Source organism: Bacillus sp. DU-106 (genome assembly GCF_004799705.1).
GTDB classification, from domain to species: domain Bacteria; phylum Bacillota; class Bacilli; order Bacillales; family Bacillaceae_G; genus Bacillus_A; species Bacillus_A cereus.
Genome location: NZ_CP026607.1, coordinates 5,320,078 through 5,346,809, shown reverse-complemented (window position 1 = coordinate 5,346,809; position 26,732 = coordinate 5,320,078). Strand labels below are relative to the sequence as shown.

Here is a 26,732-nt window from a genome sequence, read left to right as displayed (position 1 = left end):
TCCTCAAATTTTTTATGTCTTGCACCATATATACAAGCCTTTTGAAAGGAAGAAGATTACAAGAACATCTGTATCAGTTTAACGCATATAAACTTTGTAAATCAACTTTCTATTATTGTACTTTGTATAAAAGTATTCATTATAGAATATATTTTCTTGTAAAAATATAGAAATGCAATTTGGAAATTATGTATTTTAAGGGAAAGTATGAAATGTTAAGGCGATTTGCGCTTCGTTTTGCAACTTTACAAACACATGGTGCAGATTGGACTCTAGCTAGCGATGATATAGGTCATCAAAAAACGGCAACTATTTTATTGGAAACAGGAATGTTGATATATCATGAGATGGATAAACCACCTATTCATATTATGCCAGGTTTTCCAGTGTTTTTAGTTACTGTATTTTACTTTTTTTGTAAATGGCAATAAAGGCCTTTTTGTAGCTAAATTAATTATTATCCTATTAGGGGTACTTATTATTTTACTAACTTATAAGATTGGTACTTATTTATTGAATCCCGCTGCAGGATTAATAGGTACTTTCTTATTAGCCGTGTATCCTCCAGAGATTGTTTTGGAAAATTTAACTTTAACAGAAGGACAGCTTCTATTCTTTTCATTGGGATTATTATATTGGAGTTTAAAATTAGCTGATACTCATAAAACGAAACATTTTCTACTTTTTAGCATTGTATTTACGCCTACAAGTTGCTTTATATCCAATACCATTACTTATATATCTTTTAATGAAGCGATATCCATTCCACATTGATGAAGCAAGCGATAGTATTTTTTATAATAAAAAATACATGCAAGGAAGGACCTGTGCATGTATGATGAGAAGATTATGTTAAATATTCCAAGGTTTACTTAAAGTTAAAACTTCAGCCATCTCTTTACTTTTTAAACGTCCCTTTTTTCGGTTTTCCGCGCGTTCTAAACCGGTTGTGTGTAACCAATGTTCTTCCTCAGTTTCAGGTAGTACTTGTGGTACCGACGAAGGTTTTCCATCTTTTATTGCTACAAATGTAATGAAGCAAGTAGCAGCAATTCTACGCTCGCCTGCTAATAAATTTTCTGCGATTACTTTTACGAAAACTTCCATTGAAGATTTCCCTGTATAACATACAAATGCTTCATAACAAACAGAATCAGCCTGGTGAATTGGAGTTAAAAAATCAACTGAATCAATAGATGCTGTTACGCAATGTTTACGACTATGTCTTGCAGCCGCAATCGAAGCAATACTATCAATTTCTGCTAATAATTTCCCTCCAAAAAGTGTTTGGTGATTATTTAAATCGTTAGGAAAAACACGTGTTGTCTTAATTGCTTTAGATTCTCGCATGAATTTCTTTTCCATATATTCAGCCCCTATAGTCTGTTTTCAATCAGAATAATATGTGTAAGCGGATTACTCATATTAGATATTTAATGAAGTAAAGTGTATTCCAAAAGAGGATTATTTAAACTTCTGTATTTGTATTCATGTAACTGAAAGAAAATTTATTTTATCTAAAATGTAGTGTAAAAGAGGATTCGCTTACATTGCAAGTAAAAAGTAATGACTATGTATTTGTCATAGAAATTCTCTATCAGCCGTGTACTCATTCATGATAGAATCGTTTTGTTATGAATGGAAATAGAGGTGCAATGGACATATGAATCATATACAAACAAATTTTTCATCTTTCTTTAATAAAATTACAATCGGTGCGATGCTCGCATTTTTTGTTTATAGTTGTTGGGCAGCATTTGAGAAAAGTAAGCAATTTTTTGGAGGAAGTACAACAAGTGTAACAATCATATTAGCAATTTTTATCATACTCATTTTGTTAGTGGCATCAATTCTACAATATCGTTTTACAGATAAACAATTTCTTATTTTTCTTATAAGTATATCTATAGTTGTGAGACTTAGTATGCTGTTATTTGTAGACGCTCCAATAATTGGTGATCTGAAAGTGATGTATGAGTCTGCAAAGCAGATTGCAATTGGTAATAATATAGAGACTGTAACTCATTTGCCTTTTATTATATATGAGTCAGTAATTATTCGTATATTTGGTGATACATTATTCGCTTTACAACTATTTAATGTGTTATTTTGCGCAGGAACCGCATTTTTTATTTATCGTATTGCAGCAATGGTTTTTGGAGAAGAATGCGGTCGTATTGCTTCTATCTTTTATGCTCTGTATATTCCAAATATATTCATGAGTTCCGTATTAACTCCTGAGTCACTTGCAATATTTTTATTTTATTTTGCTTGTTACATACTTTTATATAAAGGATTAGATCATCCTTATATGTGGGTATTTTCAGCGATTTTATTTGCATTTAGTAATATGATTTTCCCAATGGGATTATTTCTTCCTATTTTTATCACGGTATATGTATTATTAATCGAAGTATTTCAATCAGCAACGAAACAAAAGGTGTTACTAAAGATGATAGGGATACTTATTCTATTTTATAGTGCCCATTTTGGTGTGAATTATGGAATTAAGACAATGGGAATGTCACAATATACGATTGCGAATGAGACGTATGTTCAATCTGTTTTAATTGGAAAAACGCAACATGAAGAAAAAATATCGAAAAATCAAAGTGTAACAGAGCATATTGATCAAAAGTTAAAAGAGATTGAGGGAGAAAGATTTAAACTTTTAGAACCGATGATAAATCAGTTTTCAGATGAGGGGATAAATTCTATTCTTTTCAAATATGAAAAACTGATATATATAGCCGTAACATTGTTTATGACTATAGCTCTATTACACTTCCTTATTAAGAAACAACAAAATGAGGGATATATGTTGTTCTTATTTTTAATTAGTGGATACGTATTGTTAAAGCTCTTCCAAGTAGATATGGCCTATTACAATGTAATTATGCCAGCATTGTTTATTTTGCAGAGCTTTGGTGTTTATATGAGTTATGTGTATTGTCAAAAAATATTTTTCAGAAAATAAAAAGAATCCATTCTGGATTCTTTTTTTTGATGGAAGATGAAATTTAGTAGTTAGTACAGATGAAAAGTATGCTTGACTACTAAATTTCATCTTATCGATTTAGTTCTAGTTGCAAATTATCGGCTGTTAGAGCCATTTGTGAGGAATCATCTTGAATTCCTTTCATTACTTGTGAAATAGCTTGTAGTTCGTGTTCAATTTTCTTATTCTGTTCTTTTGAGTTAGACATATCTTTTACGATTTCTTGGAAGTATCGATCTGTTGCCGACATACTATCTGTTCCTTCCGATACGAGAGAGCTAATTTGTTTCACAGAAGACGAGACACGAGTAATTTGTTCATTTGTTTTTTCGACGAGCTTTGTAACGTTAAATATAGATTCTTTCGTTTGCTCTGATAATTTTCGGATTTCGCCAGCAACAACAGAAAACCCTTTCCCAAATTCTCCAGCACGTGCCGACTCAATAGCAGCATTTAGTGCGAGTAAATTTGTTTGCTCCGCAATCGATTTAACAATATCTATGATTTCATTAATTTTGTTAGAAATATTGAGAAGTTCATGAGTATCTGTAATAATCGTTTCCATATTCATTTGAATAGATCCCATTCGTTTGTTTTGCTGGTTTAATTGTTCTTTCCCTTTATTCGCTTTTTCTTCAGATGTTGTAGCTAATGATGTACCTGTTTTAGCAATCTCTACAATAGTTTCAGATTTGGCGGTTAGTTTTTGAATAGAAGAGCTTGTTTTTTCAGATACAGCAGCTAGTTCTGTTGCGATATGCGTAATTGTCATAGCAGTTAATTCTTTTTCTTTCTCATGCTCTTTTTGCATTCTTTCATATTCAGATTCATAAGCTGCAAGAACAAGTTCTTGTTCAAGAGTGAATAATTTATTTATAACATTTATAGAATATGAAAAATCATCGATTGTCGTTATTTTTGTTTGCAAAATCTTCATGATAGAGCGGAATAATTCTTGATAAGCAGCAGTATACCATTTTCGATGTAAACCAATTTGTACATGCCTTTTGGCAATCCTAACACGCTGTTCAATAAAATCTTCATGCATATTGCCGCTGAATAATTCTTTAATATGTGTTTTTAAAGTTTGTTTTAGTTTTGGAATAGAGCTGTAACGCTCAATAATAGTAATTAAATTAGGTTGTTTTGTAATGTTGGCATAGAATTTTTCAGTAATCCAATCAATTTCTGCATAAATAAAAGGCTGTAGCACTTTTACAACTTGTAAATCTTCTTTTGAAATATGTAGCATATCCATTTGAATTTTTAATTCAGAATTAGTAGGTACATTAAAAGTTATTTGTTGGTTCTTACTTAATTCGATTATACTGGCATTTGTTTTATTAATATTTTTTTTGAAAACCCCAAGCATCATTCTTCCCCCTGTATATAAAACGTTTTCAATTTTAAAACTAATATAGAGTAATTATATATGCTTATATATAATTACTCTATATTAGTTCGTTGAATAGTATATAAATTAAGAGAATTCTATCTAGAATTCTCTTAATGGCCTTTATTAATTTTAGCATGTGTTTTAAAGAAGACAGGGAAATGCACATTATATATTACAGTGACGACACGAATAACGAATGTTACTAATAAACAAACATAGAAAGCTAATACGTGCGCCCCCATAGCGTGTGTAATTAGGAAGCTAATTGCTCCTAAGATAGAAGCGATTGCGTAAATCTCTTTTCGGAATACGTAAGGGATATCTTGAGCACAAATGTCACGCAAAATACCGCCTCCAATACCTGTAATGACTCCCATTGAAACAACTAGAAATGAGGCGTCAACATGATGTGACATTGCCGCATTTGCACCAATAGCTGTAAAAACGCCTAAGCCAACAGCATCAGAAAGCATAATAACGACTTGAAGTTTATTGATACGCTCAAAAAACATACAAGTAAATAATGCTGATAATACACTTACGAAAAAGTAAATGGGTTTTACAAATGCGACAGGGGGCAGGTTACCAATCATGATATCACGAATAATACCGCCGCCGAGCGCAGTGGCTACAGCTAAACAAAGGACACCAAATAAATCTAAATCTTTTTTTAAACCAACTAATGTACCAGAAATGGCAGCGGCGATAATGCCAAGAAACGTAAATATATCGATTAATAACATGGCCTTAATCCCTTCCTCTTAAAGATGTTCCAGAGAAAAAATATACACTAAAGTATTGGAAATAACAATTACTTTTCGCTACATGTAGAAAAACGGATAAAATTCATAAAGAAAGCGTTTGAAAATGTTTGGAAAATAACCATAAAGTAATCTGAAAAAGATATGAAAAGATTAATTTTACATTTTTTGATGTTGTTAATTTGGTAAAATATTACAATTAGAGGTGAGATATTTATATTTGTATAAAATGATAAAAAAATATGTATATACTGACAAAAATAAGGGGATGGTTGTTAGATAGATTTTGTAAAAATAGGGGAGTATAGCTAAAGGGCGATGATTTTTATTACTTATTAATACTTGTCCTGGCTAGTTTTAGCTGGAAAAATAGTTCTCGATTTGAATATGAGTTATGTTATAATTGCTAGGTGTGTTTGAATGATAAAAAATTATGATTAAAAGATAATGTTAAGATTTTGTATGGAGGTCTTGGAATGTTAGCAAATCAAGCTAGGGTTAGATTTGAGCATTTTTTGCTCTTTTTTATTATTTTACAGCCTGTTTTAGATTTATTAACGTCTCTTAGCATAACTTTATTAAAGTCAAATGCTACCGTTGGAATTTTAGTAAGATTCCTTATTATGGCTGTTGGTGGTATTTACATTTTAATTCAGGCAAAAGAGAAGGAAAATAGAAAGTTTTTAATTTATCTTATATTATTAGCCGGAGTTTTAGGGATAGGGTTTATTAATAACAAACTAGTTAAAAATCCTATTGTACTTGGTGAAGAGGTTAAATTCGTTGCGAAAGCATTATATATATATATCATGCTGGGATCATACATTTTAGCTTTAAAATCATTGAAAAAGACAGTTAATATTAGTGATAAGGTTCGAAATAGTATTGTATATTCTACATTAATCATTAACGCAATTATGGTTATTTCTATTTCAACATCTACTGACTTTGGTAGTTATGAATGGATGAAGGTTGGTTCTCGAGGTTGGTTCTATGCAGGGAATGAACTAGGTTCAATCTTAGCTATTATTTTCCCTATTGTGGTACTATATTCTATTCAAAAAACAAAGAGCTGGAAACACATTTTATATTGGATTCCATCACTTTTAATGATTTATTCGCTAATTCAAGTCGGTACAAAAGTTGGAATGGGCTCAATTGGTGCTACGTTAGGGGCAGCAATCGGAATCATTGTACTACAATTATTATTTGATAGAAAAAATCCGAACAAAAAATCCCTTGCGCTTAATGCAGTAATTGCTATGGTCCTATTAGCTGGTGTAGTTGGGACGTTTAAACAAACACCATTAGCACAAAATATGGGTATTCACAATAATTATTTATCAGAGCAAAATGTGGCACAGCAAGGTCAAAAAGAAAAAGAAATTAAAGAGAAGCTGAAAAAAGAGCAAGAACTTAAAGCAAAAGAAGAAAATCATCATAAAGTTGAAAAGCCAGAAGAAAAGGCGAAGATAGAAGAGGAAGTTAAGAAAGAGCTTGAGAAAGAGCAAAAGAAAGAAAATCAAGAAAATCTTATTTTCAGTGGACGTCAAGTATATGAAGAAAGACATAAGCAGTTCTTTAAAGAAGCGCCAATGTCACAAAAGTTATTAGGAATGGGTTATGCAGGTAACTTTAAATACAATGAACAAAAGCAGCCAGATCCAAAACTAATTGAAATGGACTTCCATGATTGGTTTTATGATTTCGGGATTATTGGCTTTGTATTACTAATGATTCCATTTATTTATTACGGGCTAAGAATTTTACTAGCATTTGCTACGAGATTTAAGGACATATTCAATATAAAATATGGAATGATTTCAGCAAGCTTATTGTTAGCGTTAGGTATTGCTTATATTGCAGGACATATTTTAACAGCACCAGGAGTTGGGATTTACTTTGTAGTGGTGTTAGCTTATCTAATAGTAGACCTAGAAATTGAATGATAAAAATAAAAGCTAACTTTTGTTAGCTTTTATTTTTTAGTACAGTAAAATAAAAATAGATGGAAACGTAGCGAGGATTTAAAGGAGGAAAAAATATGAGAATATTGCATATGAATGCAGGAGCAGAAGATGGGGGAGGGAAAACACATATTATTTCACTTCTCGATCAGTTTCCAACTGGTGAAGTAGAATTAGCAGTATTTGAAGATGGAATTGTTGCGAAGGAAGCAAGGGAGTTAGGGATAAAAGTCCATGTGTTTTCACAAAAATCGCGCTATGATTTATCCATTTTAAAGAATATAAGTGAATTTATTAATAAAGAAAAATTTGATGTAGTTCATACACATGGCCCTAGGGCTAATTTCTATGTTTCTTTAATGAAAAAGAGAATAAAGGCAAAATGGGTAACGACTATTCATAGTGATCCATTTCAAGACTTTACTAAACAGGGCTTAAAAGGTTGGATTTTTACGAAATTAAATTTGAAAGCCTTAAAAAATATAGACTTATTTTTCGTTGTAACAAATAGATTAAAAAAAAGCCTGGCAGCATTAGGTATTTCAAATGAAAAGATGTATGTTATTTATAATGGAATTGAATACGATAAGGAAAAAGCAGAAGGCTATAATAAAAAAGAAATGTTCAATATTGATGAAGATGTATTTACAGCAATCCAAGTAGCACGATTACATCCTGTCAAAGGACATGAAGTTTTATTCGATGCGTTACAACAAACAAAATTAGAGAAAATTAAAGTATTATTAGTTGGCGATGGCCCATTAGAAGAAAATCTAAAGTCATTAGCTACTGAAAAAGGGATTAACGATAAAGTAGAGTTTTTAGGACATCGTCAAGATGTAAAACAATTATTTGCGTCGTCACATGTAAATTTATTAACTTCCCATAGTGAAGGGTTCCCATTAGTTTTATTAGAAGCGGCAAATCAACGCGTACCATCAATTGTGACTAGGGCTGGAGAAATTGAACCATTAATCGTAGATGAAACTTACGGATGGATTGTGCCAACAGGTGATGGAAAGGCATTAGCATTAGCTTTAGAAGAAGCATATGATAAGTGGAAAACTGGAGAGTTAGCAGCAATGGGTAAACATATTTATGAGCATGCTACTATGAACTTCTCACTTCAAAAACTATATGAAGATACAAAGGAAACATATAAGCAATTAATAGCGAAAAACTTGTAATGATAGAGAGGATAGTTAACTATGGCAGTACAAACAGTTGATATTCTAGGCGTTCCTTTTTCTACAATGACAATGGATGAAACGGTCCAATATTTAAAAGAACAACTAGAAGCGGAGCGAACTCATACGTTTCAGGTAGTAACAGCAAACCCTGAAATTGTTATGTGCGCAAAAAAGGATGAAAAGTTCTATCAAACATTATTGAATACAGATTTAATTACACCTGATGGTATTGGGGTTGTAAAGGCAAGCGGGATGCTTGGTACACCTTTAAAAGAACGTGTAGCAGGTTTTGATCTAATGTGTAATTTACTTGCGAAGTTATCTGAAGATAGTAAGCCGGTATCTGTTTTCTTATTAGGTGCAAAGCCGCATGTTGTACAAGCTGCAGCAGATCATTTAACAAAGACATATTCAGCTGTATCCATCGCCGGTATACAAGATGGTTATTTTAAACAAGAAGACGAAGAGAATATTATTTCTCGCATTCAAGAAGCAAAACCAGATTTATTACTTGTTGCACTTGGTTTCCCGAAACAAGAGAACTTTATCCAAAACAATAAGCATCGTTTAGAAACGAAAATGGCTGTTGGAGTGGGTGGAAGTTTAGACGTATGGGCTGGAGAGGTAAAACGTGCACCAAAATGGATTCAAGCGATTCATTTAGAGTGGTTTTATAGATTATGCAGTAATCCAACACGCTGGCGTCGTCAGTTAGTATTAGCGGAATTTTTAAAAGAAGTAATGCGTTCGAAAAAGTAGCGAAATATCGCTGCTTTTTTTATTTGTTCATTTTTAATAAATTGAAACTTTAATTAGTGAGGCATCCCCACTGATTATTAGCTCTCACCAATCGGGATAGACGTTTTACTTTTTGGGAATGATGAAGGAGAATTTTTTACACAAAAGTATTTTACTTATACAATTCACACATGTAAAATGATGTGTAAAGACACCTGTGTGAGGAGGACTTCTAGTGGGCAAGGTAAAAGAAATTTCGAAGCGCAAACTACTTGGTATAGCTGGGCTTGGATGGCTATTTGATGCAATGGATGTTGGAATGCTTTCATTTGTAATGGTAGCCTTGCAAAAGGATTGGGGATTAAGTACGCAAGAAATGGGCTGGATAGGCAGTATTAACTCAATCGGTATGGCAGTAGGAGCGCTTATTTTTGGGATACTATCAGATAAAATAGGGCGAAAATCAGTCTTTATTATTACATTATTATTATTTTCTATCGGTAGTGGTTTAACTGCGTTAACGACGACACTTGCGATGTTTCTCGTTTTACGCTTTGTAATTGGTATGGGGCTTGGCGGAGAGCTTCCGGTTGCCTCTACACTAGTATCAGAGAGTGTTGAAGCACATGAGCGTGGGAAAATTGTTGTGTTATTAGAAAGTTTTTGGGCAGGTGGATGGCTAATTGCAGCTCTTATCTCGTATTTTGTTATTCCGAAATATGGTTGGGAAGTTGCGATGGTATTGAGTGCAGTTCCAGCACTATATGCTTTATATTTAAGATGGAATTTACCGGATTCCCCAAGGTTCCAAAAAGTGAAAAAAAGACCATCTGTTATTGAAAATATAAAATCAGTTTGGTCTGGGGAATATCGTAAAGCAACAATTATGCTATGGATTCTATGGTTTTGTGTTGTCTTTTCCTATTATGGAATGTTCCTTTGGTTACCGAGTGTAATGGTGCTAAAAGGATTTAGTTTAATAAAAAGTTTCCAATACGTACTTATTATGACGTTAGCTCAACTTCCAGGGTATTTCACCGCTGCTTGGTTTATTGAACGTCTCGGTCGTAAATTTGTTTTGGTTACGTATTTAATTGGGACAGCTTGCAGTGCTTATTTGTTTGGGGTTGCGGATTCATTAACAGTATTAATCGTGGCAGGTATGTTACTATCCTTCTTTAACTTAGGTGCTTGGGGAGCATTATACGCCTATACACCTGAGCAGTATCCAACCGTTATTCGTGGTACAGGTGCAGGAATGGCAGCAGCGTTTGGGCGTATTGGTGGTATTCTTGGACCATTATTAGTGGGGTATTTAGTTGCCTCAGAAGCTTCACTATCATTAATATTTACGATTTTCTGCGGATCAATCTTAATTGGTGTATTCGCTGTAGTAATACTTGGACAAGAAACGAAGCAACGAGAATTAGTATAAAGTGAAATTTTAAATGTATGCCTGATCGTTTATTACCCTACACTACTCGGCTCTTTCTAGGCAGTTAATGTAGGATAAAGGGGGAGAGGAAACCGAAGGGGTTTCCTTTTTTCTGTTTTTTTAGATAAATAATGGTATAGTAAGAAAAAGGGATTATTTCTTATAAAAGCGAATGTATACAACAGGACATATGGACAAAGAATTAGGTGGTTGAAGAAATGAAAATTTTACTGATTATGGAAGAGGCAGAAGAGAGAAGAGAGTTAGCTGAAAATTTCACTGAAAATATGAGAAATGTAGAATGTTTTGAAGCAAAGACAGGAACAGAATCTTTATTTATGATGAAAAAACATATACCAGACTTTGTTTTTTTAAGTTCCAAATTACTAGATGGTACTGGTTTTGAATATGCAAGTTTATTACGAGAAATAAATTGCTATACAAAATTTATTTTTGTAGGTGAAAACATAGAAGAATCTATTACAGCTTTTCGTTTCCAAGCATTTTATTATTTATTGCGACCATTTCGTGAAGAAGATTTACAATTTCTTTTATATAAAATAGGTAAAGAACAAGGCGAGAAAGCAAAGAGTTATTTGCGAAAACTACCGATAGAAAGTCAAGAGGGCATACGATATATTCTTCCAGAAGATATCGTATATGTAAGTAAAAATAAAGAAAATAAAACTGTTTCAATTTACACAACGAATAATCAGTATATTTCAACATATACACTTCAGGAATTAGAAAATAAGCTAAATGCATATGATTTTTTACGTGTACATAAAAGCTATTTAATTAATATGTCATATGTAAAAGAACTGAAACCTTATTATAATGGCACGTATAATTTGTATTTAGATAGGTATGATGAGCAACCGATTCCAGTCAGTCGTAATTATGTAAAACGCCTTCGAAATAACATTGAATTATAGTAGATAATGAGAGTATTTTAACATGATAAACTAAAAATCCTTCATGATAGGGAGGATTCAAGTTAAATATTCAGAAAATTTAGTACAATCTCCACTAAGAAATAGTATTGGGGGAATTGTATGTGAAGACATTGAAATCGATCTTACTTTGGGGCGTTATTACAGCAGTAGGAGCAGGTGCTTTTGGGGTAATAGCTTTATCACAAGGTGAAACCATTAATGCTGTATGGCTCTTAGTAGCTGCCGTATGTGTATATGCAGTTGCTTATCGCTTTTATAGTAGATTTATAGCGAGAAAGGTTTTTAATTTAGATGATAATCGGCAAACACCAGCCCATACATTAAATGATGGGAAAGACTATGTTCCAACAAATAAGTGGGTATTGTTTGGACATCACTTTGCAGCGATTGCTGGAGCGGGACCTTTAGTAGGACCGATTTTAGCGGCACAAATGGGATATTTACCAGGGACCATTTGGATTATTGTTGGGGTAGTTGTTGCGGGGGCTGTCCAAGATTTTGTTATTTTATTTGCTTCAATGAGACGTAATGGTAAATCGTTAGGAGAAATGATTAAAGATGAGATTGGACCTGTTACAGGACTAATTGCAATGATAGGTATTTTAGGAATTATGATTATTTTATTAGCAGTATTAGCGTTGGTCGTAGTAAAGGCACTAATCGGAAGTCCTTGGGGAATGTTTACGATAGCAGCAACGATTCCTATCGCTATTTTAATGGGAGTTTATATGCGCTATATTAGGCCTGGTCGTGTTGGAGAAGGATCAGTAATTGGTATTATCCTACTTATTTTATCTCTTGTTGGAGGACAGTATGTAGCAGAAAATCCAACACTTGCAAGTATGTTCACATTTAGTGGTGAAACAATTGCTATTATGCTTATTGTATATGGATTTATTGCATCTGCATTACCAGTTTGGATGCTTTTAGCACCACGTGATTATTTAAGTACATTTTTAAAAGTCGGAACAATTGTAGGGTTAGCAATCGGTATCTTAATTGTAGCACCAGATTTACAAATGCCAGCAGTTTCGAAATTTATTGATGGAACTGGTCCTGTGTTCTCTGGAAACCTATTCCCTTTCTTATTTATTACTATTGCTTGTGGTGCAGTGTCTGGATTCCATGCTCTTGTTTCATCAGGTACGACGCCGAAGATGATTGAGCAAGAGGGACACGCACAGCCAATCGGTTATGGAGCAATGTTAATGGAGTCGTTTGTAGCAGCGATGGCGATGATTGCAGCTTGTGTATTAACACCGGGAACGTATTTTGCAATTAATAGTCCCGCAGCACTTATCGGTACAGATGTCTCGCAGGCAGCTCAAGTTATTTCCTCATGGGGATTTGCTATTACACCAAATGAACTAAAAGATCTCGCTGTAAATGTTGGAGAGCAAACGATTTTATCACGTACAGGTGGTGCGCCAACATTAGCGATAGGTATGGCATATATTTTCTCACAAGTAATAGGTGGAACGGCCATGATGGCATTTTGGTATCATTTTGCGATTCTCTTTGAAGCCCTATTTATTTTAACAACGATTGATGCCGGAACGCGTGTCGGCCGATTTATGATTCAAGATATTTTAGGGCATGTATATAAGCCATTTGGGAAAACGGATTCTACATTAGCAAATGTAATCGCTACAACATTATGTGTATTAGGGTGGGGATATTTCTTATACCAAGGGGTAATAGATCCGCTCGGTGGAATTAATACATTATGGCCACTTTTCGGTATTGCAAATCAAATGCTAGCAGGTATTGCATTATTACTTGGAACGACAATTTTGTTCAAAATGGGAAAAAAGGCGTACGTTTGGGTAACACTTATTCCAACTGTCGGGTTGCTGATTGTAACAATGACGGCGGGGTATCAAAAGCTATTTCATGAAAATCCTAAAATTGGATTTCTATCGCATGCAAAGGTATTTCAGAGAGCATTAGATGAGGGAAAAGTGCTAGCGCCAGCTAAAAATGTCGCTCAAATGAAGCAAATTATTTTCAATGATTATATTGATGCAGCGCTTTGTGGGATTTTTATGATAGTTGTAATCGCTGTGTTAATTTCAGCACTTCGAATTTGGATACAAGTATTAAGAAATAAGCCAATGCCGTTAAAAGAGGCACCATATATTCCTAGAGATGAAAGTGAGTCGAGGAACTATGCTTAAAAAGCTGTGGCAAGTATGGGGGGAAAGGAAGCGCTTTATTAGTTTGCTCGTTGGGGTACCAAGTTATGAAGTATATGTGGAGCATATGAAAAAGCATCATCCTGAAGAAGAGGTTTTATGTCAAAAGCAATTTTTTGCTGAGGCACAAGAAGCAAGATTTAACGCAAAGGGTGGAAAAATATCACGCTGTTGTTAATGAAAAGGGCGAGTTTTCGCCCTTTTTATTTTTTGCTGTTTCACGTGGAACAGCAAAAAATAAATAAAAACTTTGGGAATTATAGGGATTTCGTATACAATAAAGTAAGGAAAGGGATAGATAGAAAAGTAAGGAGATCATTTTATGTTAAGGGACTTATTTGTAAATACAACAATTATTCTTTCCTTTATTTTTGTTGGAGGTCAGCTTTTAAGAGATAAGCCGTTAAAAGAAGGATTCTCTTTTGGGCAGAAATGTGTAGTAGGCATTTTTACTGGGATACTAGGTATATTACTAATGTATTTCGGTGTTCGTGTTGGTACCATCCTATTGGATTTACGCTACTTAGCTGTTATTCTAGCTGTTATTATTGGAGGGCCGATAGCGAGTACCATAACAATTATTATGATTTTAGTAACTAGACTGTTGTTTATGGATTATTCATTAGCTTCTCAAGTGGCCTTTTATACAATCATTGCGATAGGAATAGGGAGTATCTTTATTTCGCGTATGAAGCTTTCTTTAGGGGAAAAGTGGGTATGGTTACACGCATATATTTTATCTATTCTAATCCCAGCGTTATATATATGGTTAATTAAAGAGATCCACATAGTGGGATTATATTTAATTTCTAGTATTATTACAGGTTACATAACATTCATAAGTGCAAATTATGTTTTACAATCCAATGAGCTATTTCAAACGATGAAGCAATACGCAACGATAGATGCATTGACAGGTCTAGGAAACGTAAGACAGTTTGATTTAGAGATGAATCGTCATATTAGTAATAAACACTTGAAAAACGATTCACTTTGTTTACTACTTATAGATATTGACCATTTTAAGCATGTAAATGATACGTATGGGCACCCAGCGGGAGACGAAGTGTTAAAACAAGTAGGTCATATTTTGCGAGAAATGTCAGCATTTCCGGATTTGGTTTTTCGAAAGGGTGGAGAGGAGTTTGCGCTTTTGATACCAAGGAAAGGAATGGCTTATGGAATTCATGTTGGGGAACAAACTCGTATAGCTGTTGAAAAACATTCATTTGAATTGTTAGATGGAACAAAAATAAAAATTACAGTTTCGGTAGGGGTTTCAGAGTATGAAGGGGCATCAGAGCGATTTATTCAAGCGGCGGATGATGCGTTATACTACTCGAAACGAAATGGTAGAAATAAGGTCAGCTCTGCATCTTAAAGATAAGATGACCGGAAGACATAAAGCTTATAAAAAACACTCACAGAGGCAATGTATGAACCTTGTGAGTGTTTTTATTTATATATTAGACAAGTTCTTTTGATACAACGAATTTACGATATGCACCATGGTGAGTTGGACCTACGTATTCGTTAATTTTGAATGAGTAACGAATAGCAGCTGTGATGAATTCTTTAGCAGTTTTTACTGCTTCTTTCACAGGTTTTCCTTTTGCAAGTTCTGCTGTAATTGCAGCAGAATATGTACAACCTGCACCGTGTGTATTGGTTGTATCGATTTTTTCTGATTCTAGAAGTTCGAATGTTTCTCCATCATATAGGACGTCGATTGCAGTTTCCGTACCAAGTTTGCTTCCGCCTTTAATTAGTACGTATTTGGCACCTAAAGCGTGGATTTTCTTCGCTGCTTCTTTCATGTCCTCAAGAGAATTAATTTTCACACCACTTAATTGGTAAGCTTCAAATAAGTTTGGCGTTACAACTAATGCCTTTGGCACAAGAACGTCACGTAAGCAATCGTTTGTTTCAGGGTGTAATGCTTCATCTGCACCTTTACATACCATAACAGGGTCAACTACTACATTTTTAAAATTGTGCTTTTCGATTGTTTCTGCAACCATTTCAATAATTTCTACTGATCCAAGCATACCTGTTTTTAAAGCGTCTACGCCAACACCTTCAATTGTTGTTTCTAATTGTGGTTTTAATGTAGAAGCTGGGATTGGAAATACGTTATGTGCCCAACTGTTATGTGGATCCATCGTTACGATTGTTGTAAGAGATGTCATTCCGTATACGCCCAGTTCTTGGAATGTTTTTAAATCTGCTTGTATACCAGCACCGCCACTTGTGTCAGAACCAGCGATAGTAAGTGCTTTATTTAATGTCATTATGAAAGCCCCCTCGAGTGATATAATGAAAACTATGTTTTCACCATTATATCAATGTTACGAATAAGTACAAAGTGAAAAGTAGATGATTTATTTTAAGAGTTATTTAAAATCTTGTATGCAGGAGACTGAGTATGTTTCGAGATAATCGTACGAATGAATTAGTTATATTAAAGGAAATTGCAGAAACATTAAATACATCAAATGATACATATCATGTATTGCAAGCTGTCCTCGAGAAATTGCTAAGTGTAACAGGTTTAACGACAGGATGGATTTTTCTTGCGGATGAAAATGGTAAGTATACGAAGTTAATTGATTATCAATTACCAGAGGCACTTACATATGAAAATAAACGCCCGATGTGCGAAGGTGAATGTTGGTGTTTACGAGGTTTTGTAGATGGAAAATTGGAGAGAGCCGTTAATATTATTGAATGTAAAAGAATTAATAATGCAATTGAATATAATTGGGGGGATACGGAGGGCATTCTTCATCATGCTACGGTTCCTTTAAAAGCTGGGGGAGAAAAATTTGGGGTGTTAAATGTTGCAAGTCCGGGTAAAACACATTTTTCAGAAGAAGAATTAGTATTACTCCAATCGGTTGCCTTCCAAATTGGTACGGCTTTAAAGCGAACAAAATTATATGAAAATGAAAAGAGAAGAGCACATTATTATGTGAAATTAGAGCGTTTCATTCAAGATTTAAAAATGATTCATAAGTTTAATGTACTACCTGAAAAGGTGGTAAATCACGTAGGTGAAGTATTTCAATGGAATCAAGTAGCGCTTTTTATTAGGGAGGAAAAAGAATTATCTCTGCGAGCGTCTTACGTTCAGGAAGAGTTACAAGAGGATGTAAAAGAGGCGGCCAAGAAGGCGTTAGAACAAGATGAACCAGTTCTAATAAAACATCAAATAGGACATAATGTACATCTAAATCGAGCTGTTATTGCTACACCAATACATATTCAAAACCATATATTTGGTGTTTTATGTGTTAGTTTGAATAATGGAGAGTTTGATGCTAATACAATAGATGTAATTCAAGCATTATCGAACCATGTTTCGTTAATAATAGAGAATTTGAGGTTAAACGAGCAGCGCCGTGAACTTGTACGAATGGAAGAAAGAAATCGGTTAGCAAGAGATTTACATGATTCTGTTTCGCAAAAATTATTTTCATTAACCTTCATGACAAAAGGCGCCGAGGCAGTTTTAAAAGGTAAAAATGAAAAGGTAGATCAATCTTTGCATGAGATGCGTGAACTTGCGCAAGGAGCTTTGAAAGAAATGAGGACATTAATTTGGCAGCTTCGTCCGGCAGGATTAGAAAAAGGATTATTGCCAGCTCTAAAGCAGTACGGTGAAAATTTGGGACTGAAAATTAGGGAGCAAGTTACGGGTGTTCGTGATTTACCTCGTGTAGTAGAAGAAGCTTTGTGGCGCATAGGCCAAGAAGCACTGAACAATGTAAGTAAGCATGCAGGTGTAAAAGAAGCGACGATTTATTTTACAGTGAATGAGAAAAATGTATCATTAGAAATAGTTGATCAAGGAAAGGGCTTTGTGGAAAAGAATATAAAAGAAAAGAAATCACTAGGTATGACTACGATGCGTGAAAGAGTAGAATTAGTTGGTGGAACAATTAAAATTGTAAGTAGTAATAAACGAACGAGCGTAAAAGTAAATGTACCATTATGATGTGAAAATGAGGGAAGTTTGTGAAAATAAAAGTATTGTTAGTTGATGATCATACAGTCGTTTTAAAAGGATTAGCATTTTTCTTAAGTACACAGGAAGATTTAGAGTTAGTTGGAGAAGCGAATAATGGGAAAGAAGCGTTAGTGAAAGTAGGAGAAACAAATCCCGATGTTATATTAATGGATTTATATATGCCTGAAATGGATGGTGTTGAGGCGACGGCATATATAAAAAAAGAGTATCCAAATGTGAAAGTAATTGTATTAACTAGCTTTTCTGATCAGGCGCATGTGTTACCTGCATTAAGGGCTGGAGCAAGTGGGTATATTTTAAAAGATGTAGAACCAGATCAGCTTGTTGAGGCTATTCGAAGCGCATATAAAGGTAATATTCAATTACATCCGGATATAGCAAATGCTCTTCTCTCTCAAACATTACCTGTAGAAGAAAAGGAAGAAGAATCTTCTATTCAAGTGGATGTGCTAACAGCGAGAGAAAATGAAGTATTGCAGCTATTAGCGAAAGGGATGAGCAATAAGGAAATTGCATCTGTTTTAGTTATTACAGAAAAGACGGTTAAGGCGCATGTAAGTAGTATTTTGAGTAAGTTGAATTTATCTGATCGTACGCAAGCGGCATTATATGCAGTTAAAAATGGAATTGTATAAGACGAAAGTCGTAAGACCAAGTTCGCCTTTAGAAGGTGGACTTTTTTTATGGAAAAATACGTCTATGTGAGGACGAAATTGTCTTTATATAAAGATAAAATATGTTTGTAAGCAACAAAACAACAATTACAAGGGATACCTTTTTTGAAAGCATATAACAACATAAGAGTGAGTACTAGGAGGAATAAATAATGGCAACAGTTTTATTCGTTAAAGCAAATAACCGTCCAGCGGAACAAGCAGTTAGTGTAAAATTATATGAGGCATTTTTAGCAAACTATAAAGAAGCACACCCAAATGATACAGTAGTAGAACTTGATTTATATAAAGAAGAATTACCATACGTAGGCGTAGACATGATTAATGGTACATTCAAGGTAGGTAAAGGATTTGATTTAACAGAAGAAGAAGCAAAAGCAGTAGCAGTTGCTGATAAGTATTTAAATCAATTCCTAGAAGCTGATAAAGTTGTTTTCGGCTTCCCATTATGGAACTTAACGATTCCAGCAGTATTGCACACATATATTGATTATTTAAACCGTGCTGGTAAAACGTTCAAATATACGCCAGAGGGTCCAGTTGGCCTAATTGGAGATAAGAAGATTGCATTATTAAATGCAAGAGGCGGCGTATATTCAGAAGGTCCAGCAGCTGAGGTAGAAATGGCTGTTAAATATGTAGCAAGTATGATGGGCTTCTTCGGCGCAACAAACATGGAAACAGTAGTTATTGAAGGACATAACCAATTCCCAGATAAAGCAGAAGAAATCATCGCTGCAGGTCTTGAAGAAGCAGCTAAAGTAGCAAGTAAATTTTAATTAAAATTATAATCGTCACTCGAAAAAACAGCATTAACATGTAAACGTTAATGCTGCTTTTTTATATTTTTAGTTCATCAGCCAGCTTTTCTAATGTATTTCGATCTTGTATATAATATGTTCGGCCTTCTTTTCTTAAATAATTTTGTTGGCAAAACTGATTTAATACATATAAAAGATGACGGTAGCTGACATTTAAATATTCCGAGGCCTCGGTATGCTTTTCTATATAACAATTATTTTGCTCTGTTAATAAAATAAAAGCAGCTAATCGATTTTCAAAAGGATAACTATAGTTTTTTGCGTAATTTTCAGTGCGAGTAATTGTCTTTTCTCCAATAAATTTACATAAGTGCTGTAAAAACGTTGCATCTTGTAATAAAAGTTGCTGACAATCTTTAAGAGGAAGTGCCAAACACACACAATCTTCTAGTACTTCAACGGACTTAGTAATATTTTCTACTCCTATTAATCCTAATTCTCCGATAAAAGATGGTGCTTGAATAAAATTAATTAATGAAACCTTCCCGTTTTTATGACTCATATATATTTTGGCTCTCCCAGAAATTAAGTAATAGAGATAAGGAAGAGCATTTCCTTCGCTACATATCATCTCTTTCGTTTGAAAAGAATGCAGCTCTACATATGGCAAGACATGAAATGAAAATAGGGTATGGAATTGATGGATTCGCATGTATTGATAAATTTCTTCCTCATTTTTGCTGATTTTCATATTTTCACCCCTATGTATAGTATGAGATATCTCCTATTATCTTTACAAGAAGGAATGATACGATTTATGTAAATTTGTTTTTGTAGAAAAGAGAGTGTGATGAATTTATGAAAAAATATAAAACATTGTTATTTGATGTAGATGATACATTACTAGACTTCCAAAAGGCTGAAAAAGTGGCTTTACGGGTACTTTTTGAAGAGAAGGGAATCCCTTTAACAGACGAGATAGAGACTCGTTATAAAAAAATAAATAAAGGTCTTTGGGATGCTTTTGAAAAAGGTGAACTATCACGCAATGAAGTTGTAAATACACGATTCTCTCTGTTGTTTAAAGAGTATGGAGAAGAAGTAAATGGAATATTATTCGAAAATAATTATCGTAACTACTTAGAAGAAGGAAATCAACTCATGCAAGGTGCGTTTGAATTTATAAATCAAATTCAAGGGGAGTATGAATTGTATATAGTGACAAATGGTGTTTCTAAGACGCAAGATAAACGTTTGCGTAATGCAGGGTTACATTCATTATTTAAAGATGTCTTTGTTTCGGAAGATACAGGTTTTCAAAAACCGATGAAAGAGTATTTTGATTATGTTTTTGAACGGATTCCTAACTTTGCACCTGAAGAAGGGCTGATTATTGGGGATTCATTAAGCGCTGATATTAAAGGTGGATATGTAGCGGGAATTGATACTTGTTGGTTTAATCCAGAAAGGAAATTAAATGATAGTGGGATTATACCGACATATGAAGTGCATAATTTTGAGGAGTTAGAAGCTTTATTAAAGCAGCATGTGTAATAAAAATAGGCAGTGGAGCTTTCGTCCCCACTGCCTATTTTTATTAATTTTTATTTTCGTTATGTTTTGGGAGTGGAAAGGCATTCCCGATAGCAGCTGCACCAAGCATGGGCAATAGTAAATTAAGCGGGAAAAACATAAGTAATAGTAATGTTATAGCTATTGGCTTTCGTAACGCATAGCTTGAAATTGCTGTCGTTACGATGGCAACAGATGCTACTGGATCTATAGGAAGAATAGATGCTACAGCGTATCCGATACTTGAACCAGAAAATATAATTGGGAAGATATGTCCACCTCGCCACCCTGTGTTCAAACAAACGGCAGTAATGCACAACTTTAAAATCCCTGAAAGAAGTAGTATCCAAAAAGATAAATGGCTCCATTCAACAACTAATTCTTTTAATTGATGTTCCCCTGAAAATAATGTGTACGGAAGAAAAGTTCCCCCGATTCCTAATAAAATACCACCGATAATTCCGAGTGTCAGCTTGTATTCTCTAAAAGGGTGAATTAACTTTTCTAATGTGAATTCTAACTTGAAATAAAAGAAACCAACTATAGCGCCGATACTAGCAAGTGGAAGAAATGCAATCCATTCATTGAAAGAAAGTGCACCTTCCCCGAAATCAACAATAAAGGATCCACGATTATCAAGTTTACTCAGTAGTAAATAAACAGAAAAACCTGCGAAAGTAGTAGCTAAGTATACAATCGCTTTTTTTCCTTTAGAAAAAGCAGCAATTTCTTCCCCCTCATTTTCATTTGGTGCTAAATAACCGAATAATGGTGCGTTAAAAATGACACTTAAAGTAGCGCCAATTCCGATCTCGGTTAGCTCATTCATACCCTTTAAGGCAAATTTAAAGCGATCCCCTACCCATGTGCACAGTCCGCCTATAATTCCAACTAGTGCGGCTTCTGGACCAAGACTAGCACCGAAAATTAAAACAATAATCGCTGTTAAAGTAGCCCGATGGACAAAGCGATATTCGATTCGACCAGTTTTTTTATATTCAGCCATTACTTCAGGCATAAGGCGTGGGTATGTACCGAAATGTTTTTGTGATAGACCAACAAGGACCCCGCCAATTATTGTTACGCAAAGGGTGTAATAAGAGGGAAAAGAGAGAACTTCAGGCAAGTATCCCCAAATAAAGTGGATTCCAATATTTATTGTGACTAAAAATAACCAGACTGTAGCTCCTACTATAGATCCTAGAAGAATGCCATATAGAGCAAGTATGTAATGCATATCTTTTTTATTTGTCATGTTATACCTCCGTTATGTAAATCTTAGTAGGGAAAAAAGTGAAATATACTAGTGAAAAATGGATTGAATATATATAGTATCTTTTTGAGAAGATGGCCTATTCAACATATAGGCTAACTTTTGGGGAATTTGAATTTATAGGTTAAATTACTTATTTAATTTTATAGACTGATTTGAGGTTTTTAAAGGTCTTTTTTGAAATAGACTAGAATATATTTCTTTTGTTGCTTTATATGAAACTGTTAACATTTATTTTAGAACATTCAGAAAAACTGTTTGACATTAGGAAATTATTGCTATAAAATCAACGGTAATTGCATAGTCTTATCAAGAAAAGGTGGAGGGACAGGCCCGATGAAACCTTGGCAACAGCCGTATAACGGAATTGTGCCAAATCCTGCAGGTAGTAATCCTGAGAGATAAGAAAGAGCCTTTAGAGCGTGTTTTCAAACTGCTCCTTTCTTGTTTTCAGGAAAGGGGCAGTTTTTTATTTTGTATAAAAGAAAGGAGAATGAGAGATGGGAGAATCATGGGGAAAAGGAACAATTTGTGTGCAAGGTGGCTATACGCCAAAGAATGGTGAACCACGTGTTTTACCACTTTATCAAAGCACAACGTATAAATACGATACTTCGGATGATTTAGCAGCTCTATTTAACTTAGAGGCAGAAGGATATATTTATACACGTATTGGAAACCCTACTCTAGCAGCATTTGAGCAGAAATTATCAGATTTAGAAGGCGGTGTAGGAGCTGTTGCAACGGCTTCTGGGCAAGCAGCTATTATGCTCGCAGTTTTAAATATTTGTAGTAGTGGAGACCATTTACTTTGCTCTTCAACTGTTTACGGGGGAACGTTTAATTTATTTGGGGTGAGTTTACGTAAGCTTGGCATTGATGTTACGTTCTTTAATCCAAATTTAACGGCAGATGAAATTACGGCGCTTGCTAATGACAAGACGAAACTTATCTATGCAGAATCGTTAGGAAATCCAGCGATGAATGTTTTAAATTTTAAAGAATTTTCAGCTGCCGCTAAAGAATTAGAGGTACCTTTTATCGTTGATAATACATTAGCAACTCCTTATTTATGCCAGGCATTTGAACATGGGGCAAATATTATTGTTCATTCTACGACGAAGTATATCGATGGGCATGCGAGCTCCTTAGGCGGTATTGTAATTGACGGTGGAAACTTTGATTGGACAAATGGAAAGTATCCTGAGCTTGTTGAACCAGATCCAAGTTATCACGGTGTAAGTTACGTTCAAAACTTTGGTGCAGCAGCGTATATTGTGAAAGCACGTGTTCAGCTATTAAGAGATTATGGAAATTGTATGAGCCCATTCAATGCATATATTAGCAATATTGGCTTAGAGACTTTGCATTTACGAATGGAGCGTCATAGTGAAAATGCTCTGGCAGTTGCTAAGTGGCTTGCTAATCATGAACGTATTGAATGGGTGAATTATCCGGGGTTAGATAGTAATGAAAATTACTCGTTAGCACAACAGTACTTGAAAAAAGGTGCTAGTGGTGTTTTAACTTTCGGTATTAAAGGCGGATTAGAAGCAGCAAAAGAATTTATCGCAAATGTAAAACTAGCAACTCTTGTAACGCACGTAGCTGATGCACGAACTTGCGTTATACATCCTGCTAGTACGACGCATAGACAATTAAATGCTGAAGATCAGCGTTTAGCGGGTGTTACATCTGATTTAATTCGTTTATCGGTTGGTATAGAAGATGTTTCTGATATTATTGCAGATTTGGAAGCAGCTCTAGTTGGAGGCAAAACACATGCCGATCATAATTGATAAAGATTTACCGGCTCGCAAAGTGTTGCAAAAAGAAAATATTTTTGTAATGACGAAGGAGCGGGCAGAAACACAAGATATACGTGCTTTAAAAATTGCTATATTAAATTTAATGCCAACGAAACAAGATACAGAGGCGCAATTACTTCGCTTAATTGGAAACACGCCGTTACAATTAGATGTTCATTTGCTTCATATGGAATCACATCTATCGCGTAATGTAACGCAAGAACATTTAACAAGCTTTTATAAAACGTTTCGTGATATTGAAAATGAAAAGTTTGATGGGCTCATTATTACAGGAGCGCCAGTGGAGACCCTTGCTTTTGAAGAGGTAGATTATTGGGAAGAGCTTAAACATATTATGGAGTATTCAAAAACGAATGTAACATCTACGCTCCATATTTGCTGGGGGGCACAGGCTGGCTTGTACTATCATTATGGTGTTCCAAAGTATCCCCTTAAGGAAAAAGTGTTCGGTGTATTTGAACATGAAGTTTGCGAGCAACATGTGAAATTATTACAAGGATTTGATGAATTGTTTTTTGCTCCGCATTCTCGTCATACAGAAGTACGAGAGAATGATATTAGAGGAGTGAAAGAATTAACATTGTTAGCAAACTCTGAAGAAGCAGGTGTTCACCTTGTTATTGGGCCAGAAGGAAGGCAAGTGTTTGCCCTTGGACATAGCGAATATAGTTGTGAGACGTTAAAACAAGAATACGAACGAGATCGTGACAAGGGATTAAATATTGATGTGCCAAAAAACTATTTTAAACATAATAATCCAGATGAAAAGCCGCTTGTTAGGTGGAGAAGTCATGGTAATTTATTGTTTTCTAATTGGTTAAATTATTACGTGTATCAAGAAACCCCTTATATATTGTAAAGAAAGATTGTGTAACACGTGGCAACGTTTTCCTTGTAAAGATTAACCTTTATTTTTCCGAATGTTCAAAATACATTGTTTTTCAGATTTTTTACTCATATAATTTCATCTAAACACAATTTTTGAGGGGTGGACAGTACTATGAAAGAAATTCAAGTTGGGTTATTAGGTCTTGGGACAGTTGGCAGTGGTGTGGTTCGTATTATTACGGATCATCAAGAACGACTCATACACCAAGTAGGTTGTCCAGTGAAGGTAACGAAAGTATTAGTGCAAAACATTGAGAAAGAGAGAGAGGTAGAGGTACCTTCTACTCTATTAACACAAGATGCAAATGAAATTTTAGATAATCCAAATATTGATGTTGTTATTGAAGTGATGGGTGGCATTGATGATGCAAAATCATATATTTTACAAGCTTTAAAAAGCGGAAAGCATGTTGTAACTGCAAATAAAGACTTAATGGCATTACATGGAGCTGAATTATTAGCGACAGCAAAAGATAATAAGGCTGATTTATTCTATGAGGCGAGTGTGGCAGGGGGAATTCCAATTTTACGCAGTATCGTAGAAGGACTTTCTTCAGATCTTATTACGAAAGTAATGGGAATTGTAAATGGAACAACAAATTTTATTTTGACGAAAATGTCAGACGAAGGGAGAGCATATAACGACGTGTTAAAAGAAGCCCAACAACTTGGATTTGCAGAAGCAGATCCAACATCAGATGTAGAAGGTTTAGATGCAGCAAGAAAAATGACGATTTTAGCTACCCTCGGTTTCTCTACAAATGTAGAGCTTGGAGATGTGAAAGTAAAAGGTATTACCTCTATTACAGAGGAAGATATTGAATACAGTAAGAGCTTAGGTTATACAATTAAATTAATCGGTCTTGCAAAACGAGATGGTGAAAAATTGGAGGTTACAGTTGAACCAACTTTACTTCCAAATACACATCCTCTTGCAGCAGTACAAAATGAATATAACGCTGTGTATGTGTACGGTGAAGCAGTTGGGGAAACGATGTTTTATGGACCAGGCGCAGGAAGTTTACCGACAGCTACAGCTGTTGTTTCGGATTTAGTTGCTGTAATGCAAAATATTAGATTAGGGGTAACAGGAAATAGTGCTGTAGTCCCACAATATCAAAAAGTATTAAAAGAGCCAGACGAAATTGTCGTGAAAAAGTTTTTAAGACTGCATGTAAAAGACGAAATTGGTGTATTTGCAAAAATTACTTCATTGTTCTCTGAGCGCGGAGTTAGCTTTGAGAAAATTATTCAAATGCCGCTTGAAGAGAAAGGAAAGGCTGAAATTGTAATTGTAACGCATCGTGCGTCTCTTGCTGATTATGATTATATTCTACATACGTTGCAAGGGTATGAAGAAATAGATTGTTTGAAAGCGAACTATCGAATTGAAGGGGATGCTAAGTAGTATCTCTTACCATAAAACAGAAAGAGCCTATTAAGCAGCTTGCTTAATAGGCTCTTTTCTATTTAAAATCTGCGTACCAACTTGAATAAATGCTTGGATAATCCAGCCTGTTGTAAAGGATAAGATGATTGTTCCAAAATAGATAGGTCCATCTAATAAAAAGCTTAACGTTAAAAATAAAAAGGCTAATGAAATCTCTGTTCTTCTAAACGTCCATTTTTTCTTCTCGGCAAACGTTAAAACGAAAGCTTCTTGAGGCGCTGCACAAAGGTTTGTAGAGACGTAAAGACCAATTCCAGCTCCAACGAATAGATTTCCGCAAATAAGTGTTATATATTTTGGAAGAGAGCGGATAGCGTCCATAATAGTTGTAATGGAACCAATCCAATCAACAAAAAGAGAAATAAGAACCATCGTTACAATTGTACCGATTGTAATTTGTTTTCTATTCCAAAAGAGTACGATAAGTGTAAAGGCAAAGTTAATCATGAAAATCCAAAAACCAATACTTATCCCAAAATTTTGATATAGTGCAATAAAGAAGGAATCATAAGGGCTAAGTCCAAAGGAAGTAATTGTCGTCATCATATTAATACCGATGGCAAGAATGAGTAAACCGCCAATGAAAAATATATATTCTAATTTGAATCGAAGCATAGTT

At 34.5% G+C, this 26,732-nt stretch carries 23 protein-coding genes, 2 pseudogenes and 1 riboswitch; of the genes and pseudogenes, 17 read left to right on the top strand and 8 right to left on the bottom strand.

Translation table 11 applies throughout. The features are described 5' to 3' along the window. Window positions 1-188 precede the first annotated feature (188 nt). Window positions 189-791: pseudogene (locus tag C3Y97_RS27345) on the top strand (glycosyltransferase family 39 protein); the annotation flags it as partial. Between the two features lie 61 nt (window positions 792-852). Here the strand turns inward: C3Y97_RS27345 and C3Y97_RS27340 are convergent. After that, window positions 853-1,365, bottom strand: a complete 513-nt coding sequence (locus C3Y97_RS27340; protein WP_000412120.1) for an acyl-CoA thioesterase — start codon at window positions 1,363-1,365, stop codon at window positions 853-855. A 298-nt stretch (window positions 1,366-1,663) separates the two neighbouring features. Between C3Y97_RS27340 and C3Y97_RS27335 the strand changes: the two genes are divergently transcribed. After that, window positions 1,664-2,977 carry an ArnT family glycosyltransferase gene (locus C3Y97_RS27335; protein ID WP_001015630.1) on the top strand — a complete coding sequence of 438 codons (1,314 nt, stop codon included), beginning with the start codon at window positions 1,664-1,666 and terminating at the stop codon, window positions 2,975-2,977. 91 nt (window positions 2,978-3,068) lie between these two features. Here C3Y97_RS27335 and C3Y97_RS28535 read toward each other — a convergent pair whose 3' ends face one another. From C3Y97_RS28535 to C3Y97_RS27325, 3 genes and pseudogenes are all read right to left on the bottom strand, one after another. Then, entirely contained in the window at window positions 3,069-3,770 is a 702-nt protein-coding gene (locus C3Y97_RS28535) for a methyl-accepting chemotaxis protein (protein ID WP_370658441.1), read from the bottom strand. Between the two features lie 54 nt (window positions 3,771-3,824). Further along, window positions 3,825-4,370, bottom strand: a pseudogene (locus C3Y97_RS28530) (protoglobin family protein); the annotation flags it as partial. A 134-nt stretch (window positions 4,371-4,504) separates the two neighbouring features. Further along, window positions 4,505-5,137: a trimeric intracellular cation channel family protein gene (locus tag C3Y97_RS27325; protein WP_000924371.1), complete on the bottom strand. Its 633-nt coding sequence runs from the start codon at window positions 5,135-5,137 to the stop codon at window positions 4,505-4,507. A 494-nt stretch (window positions 5,138-5,631) separates the two neighbouring features. On the opposite strand from C3Y97_RS27325, the gene C3Y97_RS27320 reads away from it, so the two are divergent. The 8 genes from C3Y97_RS27320 (at window position 5,632) to C3Y97_RS27280 (ending at window position 15,017) form a co-directional block, all read left to right on the top strand. After that, window positions 5,632-7,104, top strand: coding sequence for an O-antigen ligase family protein (locus C3Y97_RS27320; RefSeq protein ID WP_000880755.1), 1,473 nt, complete (start codon window positions 5,632-5,634; stop codon window positions 7,102-7,104). A 95-nt stretch (window positions 7,105-7,199) separates the two neighbouring features. After that, window positions 7,200-8,309, top strand: coding sequence for a glycosyltransferase family 4 protein (locus tag C3Y97_RS27315; protein ID WP_086692531.1), 1,110 nt, complete (start codon window positions 7,200-7,202; stop codon window positions 8,307-8,309). A 21-nt stretch (window positions 8,310-8,330) separates the two neighbouring features. Next, entirely contained in the window at window positions 8,331-9,071 is a 741-nt protein-coding gene (locus C3Y97_RS27310; protein ID WP_000290747.1) for a WecB/TagA/CpsF family glycosyltransferase, read from the top strand. Between the two features lie 214 nt (window positions 9,072-9,285). Beyond that, window positions 9,286-10,485 (top strand): MFS transporter, encoded by a 1,200-nt coding sequence (locus tag C3Y97_RS27300; RefSeq protein WP_074554296.1) that lies wholly within the window; start codon window positions 9,286-9,288, stop codon window positions 10,483-10,485. A gap of 218 nt (window positions 10,486-10,703) precedes the next feature. Further along, window positions 10,704-11,420: a LytR/AlgR family response regulator transcription factor gene (locus C3Y97_RS27295; RefSeq protein WP_000698256.1), complete on the top strand. Its 717-nt coding sequence runs from the start codon at window positions 10,704-10,706 to the stop codon at window positions 11,418-11,420. A 122-nt stretch (window positions 11,421-11,542) separates the two neighbouring features. Next, complete coding sequence (gene cstA, locus C3Y97_RS27290; RefSeq protein WP_000854314.1) at window positions 11,543-13,618, top strand: carbon starvation protein CstA; 2,076 nt, start codon at window positions 11,543-11,545, stop codon at window positions 13,616-13,618. After that, window positions 13,611-13,814 (top strand): YbdD/YjiX family protein, encoded by a 204-nt coding sequence (locus C3Y97_RS27285; protein WP_000914503.1) that lies wholly within the window; start codon window positions 13,611-13,613, stop codon window positions 13,812-13,814. Before cstA ends, C3Y97_RS27285 begins: the two co-directional genes overlap by 8 nt. Before the next feature lie 144 nt (window positions 13,815-13,958). Then, window positions 13,959-15,017, top strand: coding sequence for a GGDEF domain-containing protein (locus C3Y97_RS27280; protein ID WP_086404466.1), 1,059 nt, complete (start codon window positions 13,959-13,961; stop codon window positions 15,015-15,017). Between the two features lie 85 nt (window positions 15,018-15,102). Here the strand turns inward: C3Y97_RS27280 and pdxK are convergent, their stop codons facing one another. Continuing rightward, complete coding sequence (gene pdxK, locus C3Y97_RS27275; protein ID WP_086404465.1) at window positions 15,103-15,927, bottom strand: pyridoxine/pyridoxal/pyridoxamine kinase; 825 nt, start codon at window positions 15,925-15,927, stop codon at window positions 15,103-15,105. A 134-nt stretch (window positions 15,928-16,061) separates the two neighbouring features. Between pdxK and C3Y97_RS27270 the strand changes: the two genes are divergently transcribed. The 3 genes from C3Y97_RS27270 (at window position 16,062) to C3Y97_RS27260 (ending at window position 19,119) form a co-directional block, all read left to right on the top strand. Next, on the top strand, window positions 16,062-17,633 hold the full coding sequence (locus C3Y97_RS27270; protein WP_000488138.1) for a GAF domain-containing sensor histidine kinase: 1,572 nt from the start codon (window positions 16,062-16,064) through the stop codon (window positions 17,631-17,633). Window positions 17,634-17,653: 20 nt separating this feature from the next. Continuing rightward, window positions 17,654-18,301 carry a response regulator gene (locus C3Y97_RS27265; RefSeq protein ID WP_000695801.1) on the top strand — a complete coding sequence of 216 codons (648 nt, stop codon included), beginning with the start codon at window positions 17,654-17,656 and terminating at the stop codon, window positions 18,299-18,301. A 191-nt stretch (window positions 18,302-18,492) separates the two neighbouring features. Next, the gene (locus C3Y97_RS27260) at window positions 18,493-19,119 is read left to right on the top strand and encodes an FMN-dependent NADH-azoreductase (protein ID WP_000246735.1); all 627 of its coding nucleotides are present in this window, start codon (window positions 18,493-18,495) and stop codon (window positions 19,117-19,119) included. A gap of 61 nt (window positions 19,120-19,180) precedes the next feature. Here C3Y97_RS27260 and C3Y97_RS27255 read toward each other — a convergent pair whose 3' ends face one another. Then, on the bottom strand, window positions 19,181-19,852 hold the full coding sequence (locus tag C3Y97_RS27255; RefSeq protein ID WP_000703327.1) for a transcriptional regulator YeiL: 672 nt from the start codon (window positions 19,850-19,852) through the stop codon (window positions 19,181-19,183). Window positions 19,853-19,959: 107 nt separating this feature from the next. On the opposite strand from C3Y97_RS27255, the gene C3Y97_RS27250 reads away from it, so the two are divergent. Continuing rightward, entirely contained in the window at window positions 19,960-20,655 is a 696-nt protein-coding gene (locus C3Y97_RS27250; protein ID WP_069604551.1) for a YjjG family noncanonical pyrimidine nucleotidase, read from the top strand. 43 nt (window positions 20,656-20,698) lie between these two features. Here C3Y97_RS27250 and C3Y97_RS27245 read toward each other — a convergent pair whose 3' ends face one another. Then, complete coding sequence (locus C3Y97_RS27245; RefSeq protein WP_134207459.1) at window positions 20,699-21,928, bottom strand: chloride channel protein; 1,230 nt, start codon at window positions 21,926-21,928, stop codon at window positions 20,699-20,701. A 321-nt stretch (window positions 21,929-22,249) separates the two neighbouring features. Continuing rightward, a riboswitch (SAM riboswitch) is annotated at window positions 22,250-22,354 on the top strand. A 92-nt stretch (window positions 22,355-22,446) separates the two neighbouring features. Here C3Y97_RS27245 and C3Y97_RS27240 point away from each other — a divergent pair. The 3 genes from C3Y97_RS27240 (at window position 22,447) to C3Y97_RS27230 (ending at window position 26,071) form a co-directional block, all read left to right on the top strand. Beyond that, complete coding sequence (locus tag C3Y97_RS27240; RefSeq protein ID WP_000504780.1) at window positions 22,447-23,745, top strand: bifunctional O-acetylhomoserine aminocarboxypropyltransferase/cysteine synthase; 1,299 nt, start codon at window positions 22,447-22,449, stop codon at window positions 23,743-23,745. Continuing rightward, the gene (gene metA / locus C3Y97_RS27235) at window positions 23,729-24,634 is read left to right on the top strand and encodes a homoserine O-acetyltransferase MetA (protein WP_001121540.1); all 906 of its coding nucleotides are present in this window, start codon (window positions 23,729-23,731) and stop codon (window positions 24,632-24,634) included. Before C3Y97_RS27240 ends, metA begins: the two co-directional genes overlap by 17 nt. 141 nt (window positions 24,635-24,775) lie before the next feature. Further along, window positions 24,776-26,071: a homoserine dehydrogenase gene (locus C3Y97_RS27230; RefSeq protein WP_000659109.1), complete on the top strand. Its 1,296-nt coding sequence runs from the start codon at window positions 24,776-24,778 to the stop codon at window positions 26,069-26,071. Between the two features lie 30 nt (window positions 26,072-26,101). Here the strand turns inward: C3Y97_RS27230 and C3Y97_RS27225 are convergent, their stop codons facing one another. Next, a complete protein-coding gene (locus tag C3Y97_RS27225) occupies window positions 26,102-26,728 on the bottom strand; it encodes a YczE/YyaS/YitT family protein (RefSeq protein WP_121868357.1) in 627 nt (208 codons plus the stop codon). Window positions 26,729-26,732 lie beyond the last annotated feature (4 nt).

What these genes read in the sequence shown, in the direction of transcription:
- C3Y97_RS27260 (WP_000246735.1), top strand. Translation starts at nt 18,493, where the DNA reads ATGGCAACAGTTTTATTCGTTAAAGCAAATAACCGTCCAGCGGAACAA.
- metA (WP_001121540.1), top strand. Translation starts at nt 23,729, where the DNA reads ATGCCGATCATAATTGATAAAGATTTACCGGCTCGCAAAGTGTTGCAA.
- C3Y97_RS27325 (WP_000924371.1), bottom strand. Translation starts at nt 5,137, where the DNA reads ATGTTATTAATCGATATATTTACGTTTCTTGGCATTATCGCCGCTGCC.
- C3Y97_RS27310 (WP_000290747.1), top strand. Translation starts at nt 8,331, where the DNA reads ATGGCAGTACAAACAGTTGATATTCTAGGCGTTCCTTTTTCTACAATG.
- C3Y97_RS27225 (WP_121868357.1), bottom strand. Translation starts at nt 26,728, where the DNA reads ATGCTTCGATTCAAATTAGAATATATATTTTTCATTGGCGGTTTACTC.
- C3Y97_RS27240 (WP_000504780.1), top strand. Translation starts at nt 22,447, where the DNA reads ATGGGAGAATCATGGGGAAAAGGAACAATTTGTGTGCAAGGTGGCTAT.
- C3Y97_RS27270 (WP_000488138.1), top strand. Translation starts at nt 16,062, where the DNA reads ATGTTTCGAGATAATCGTACGAATGAATTAGTTATATTAAAGGAAATT.
- C3Y97_RS27315 (WP_086692531.1), top strand. Translation starts at nt 7,200, where the DNA reads ATGAGAATATTGCATATGAATGCAGGAGCAGAAGATGGGGGAGGGAAA.
- C3Y97_RS27340 (WP_000412120.1), bottom strand. Translation starts at nt 1,365, where the DNA reads ATGGAAAAGAAATTCATGCGAGAATCTAAAGCAATTAAGACAACACGT.
- C3Y97_RS27245 (WP_134207459.1), bottom strand. Translation starts at nt 21,928, where the DNA reads ATGACAAATAAAAAAGATATGCATTACATACTTGCTCTATATGGCATT.
- C3Y97_RS27285 (WP_000914503.1), top strand. Translation starts at nt 13,611, where the DNA reads ATGCTTAAAAAGCTGTGGCAAGTATGGGGGGAAAGGAAGCGCTTTATT.
- C3Y97_RS28535 (WP_370658441.1), bottom strand. Translation starts at nt 3,770, where the DNA reads ATGACAATTACGCATATCGCAACAGAACTAGCTGCTGTATCTGAAAAA.
- C3Y97_RS27295 (WP_000698256.1), top strand. Translation starts at nt 10,704, where the DNA reads ATGAAAATTTTACTGATTATGGAAGAGGCAGAAGAGAGAAGAGAGTTA.
- pdxK (WP_086404465.1), bottom strand. Translation starts at nt 15,927, where the DNA reads ATGACATTAAATAAAGCACTTACTATCGCTGGTTCTGACACAAGTGGC.
- C3Y97_RS27250 (WP_069604551.1), top strand. Translation starts at nt 19,960, where the DNA reads ATGAAAAAATATAAAACATTGTTATTTGATGTAGATGATACATTACTA.
- C3Y97_RS27280 (WP_086404466.1), top strand. Translation starts at nt 13,959, where the DNA reads ATGTTAAGGGACTTATTTGTAAATACAACAATTATTCTTTCCTTTATT.
- C3Y97_RS27230 (WP_000659109.1), top strand. Translation starts at nt 24,776, where the DNA reads ATGAAAGAAATTCAAGTTGGGTTATTAGGTCTTGGGACAGTTGGCAGT.
- C3Y97_RS27320 (WP_000880755.1), top strand. Translation starts at nt 5,632, where the DNA reads ATGTTAGCAAATCAAGCTAGGGTTAGATTTGAGCATTTTTTGCTCTTT.
- C3Y97_RS27255 (WP_000703327.1), bottom strand. Translation starts at nt 19,852, where the DNA reads ATGAAAATCAGCAAAAATGAGGAAGAAATTTATCAATACATGCGAATC.
- C3Y97_RS27335 (WP_001015630.1), top strand. Translation starts at nt 1,664, where the DNA reads ATGAATCATATACAAACAAATTTTTCATCTTTCTTTAATAAAATTACA.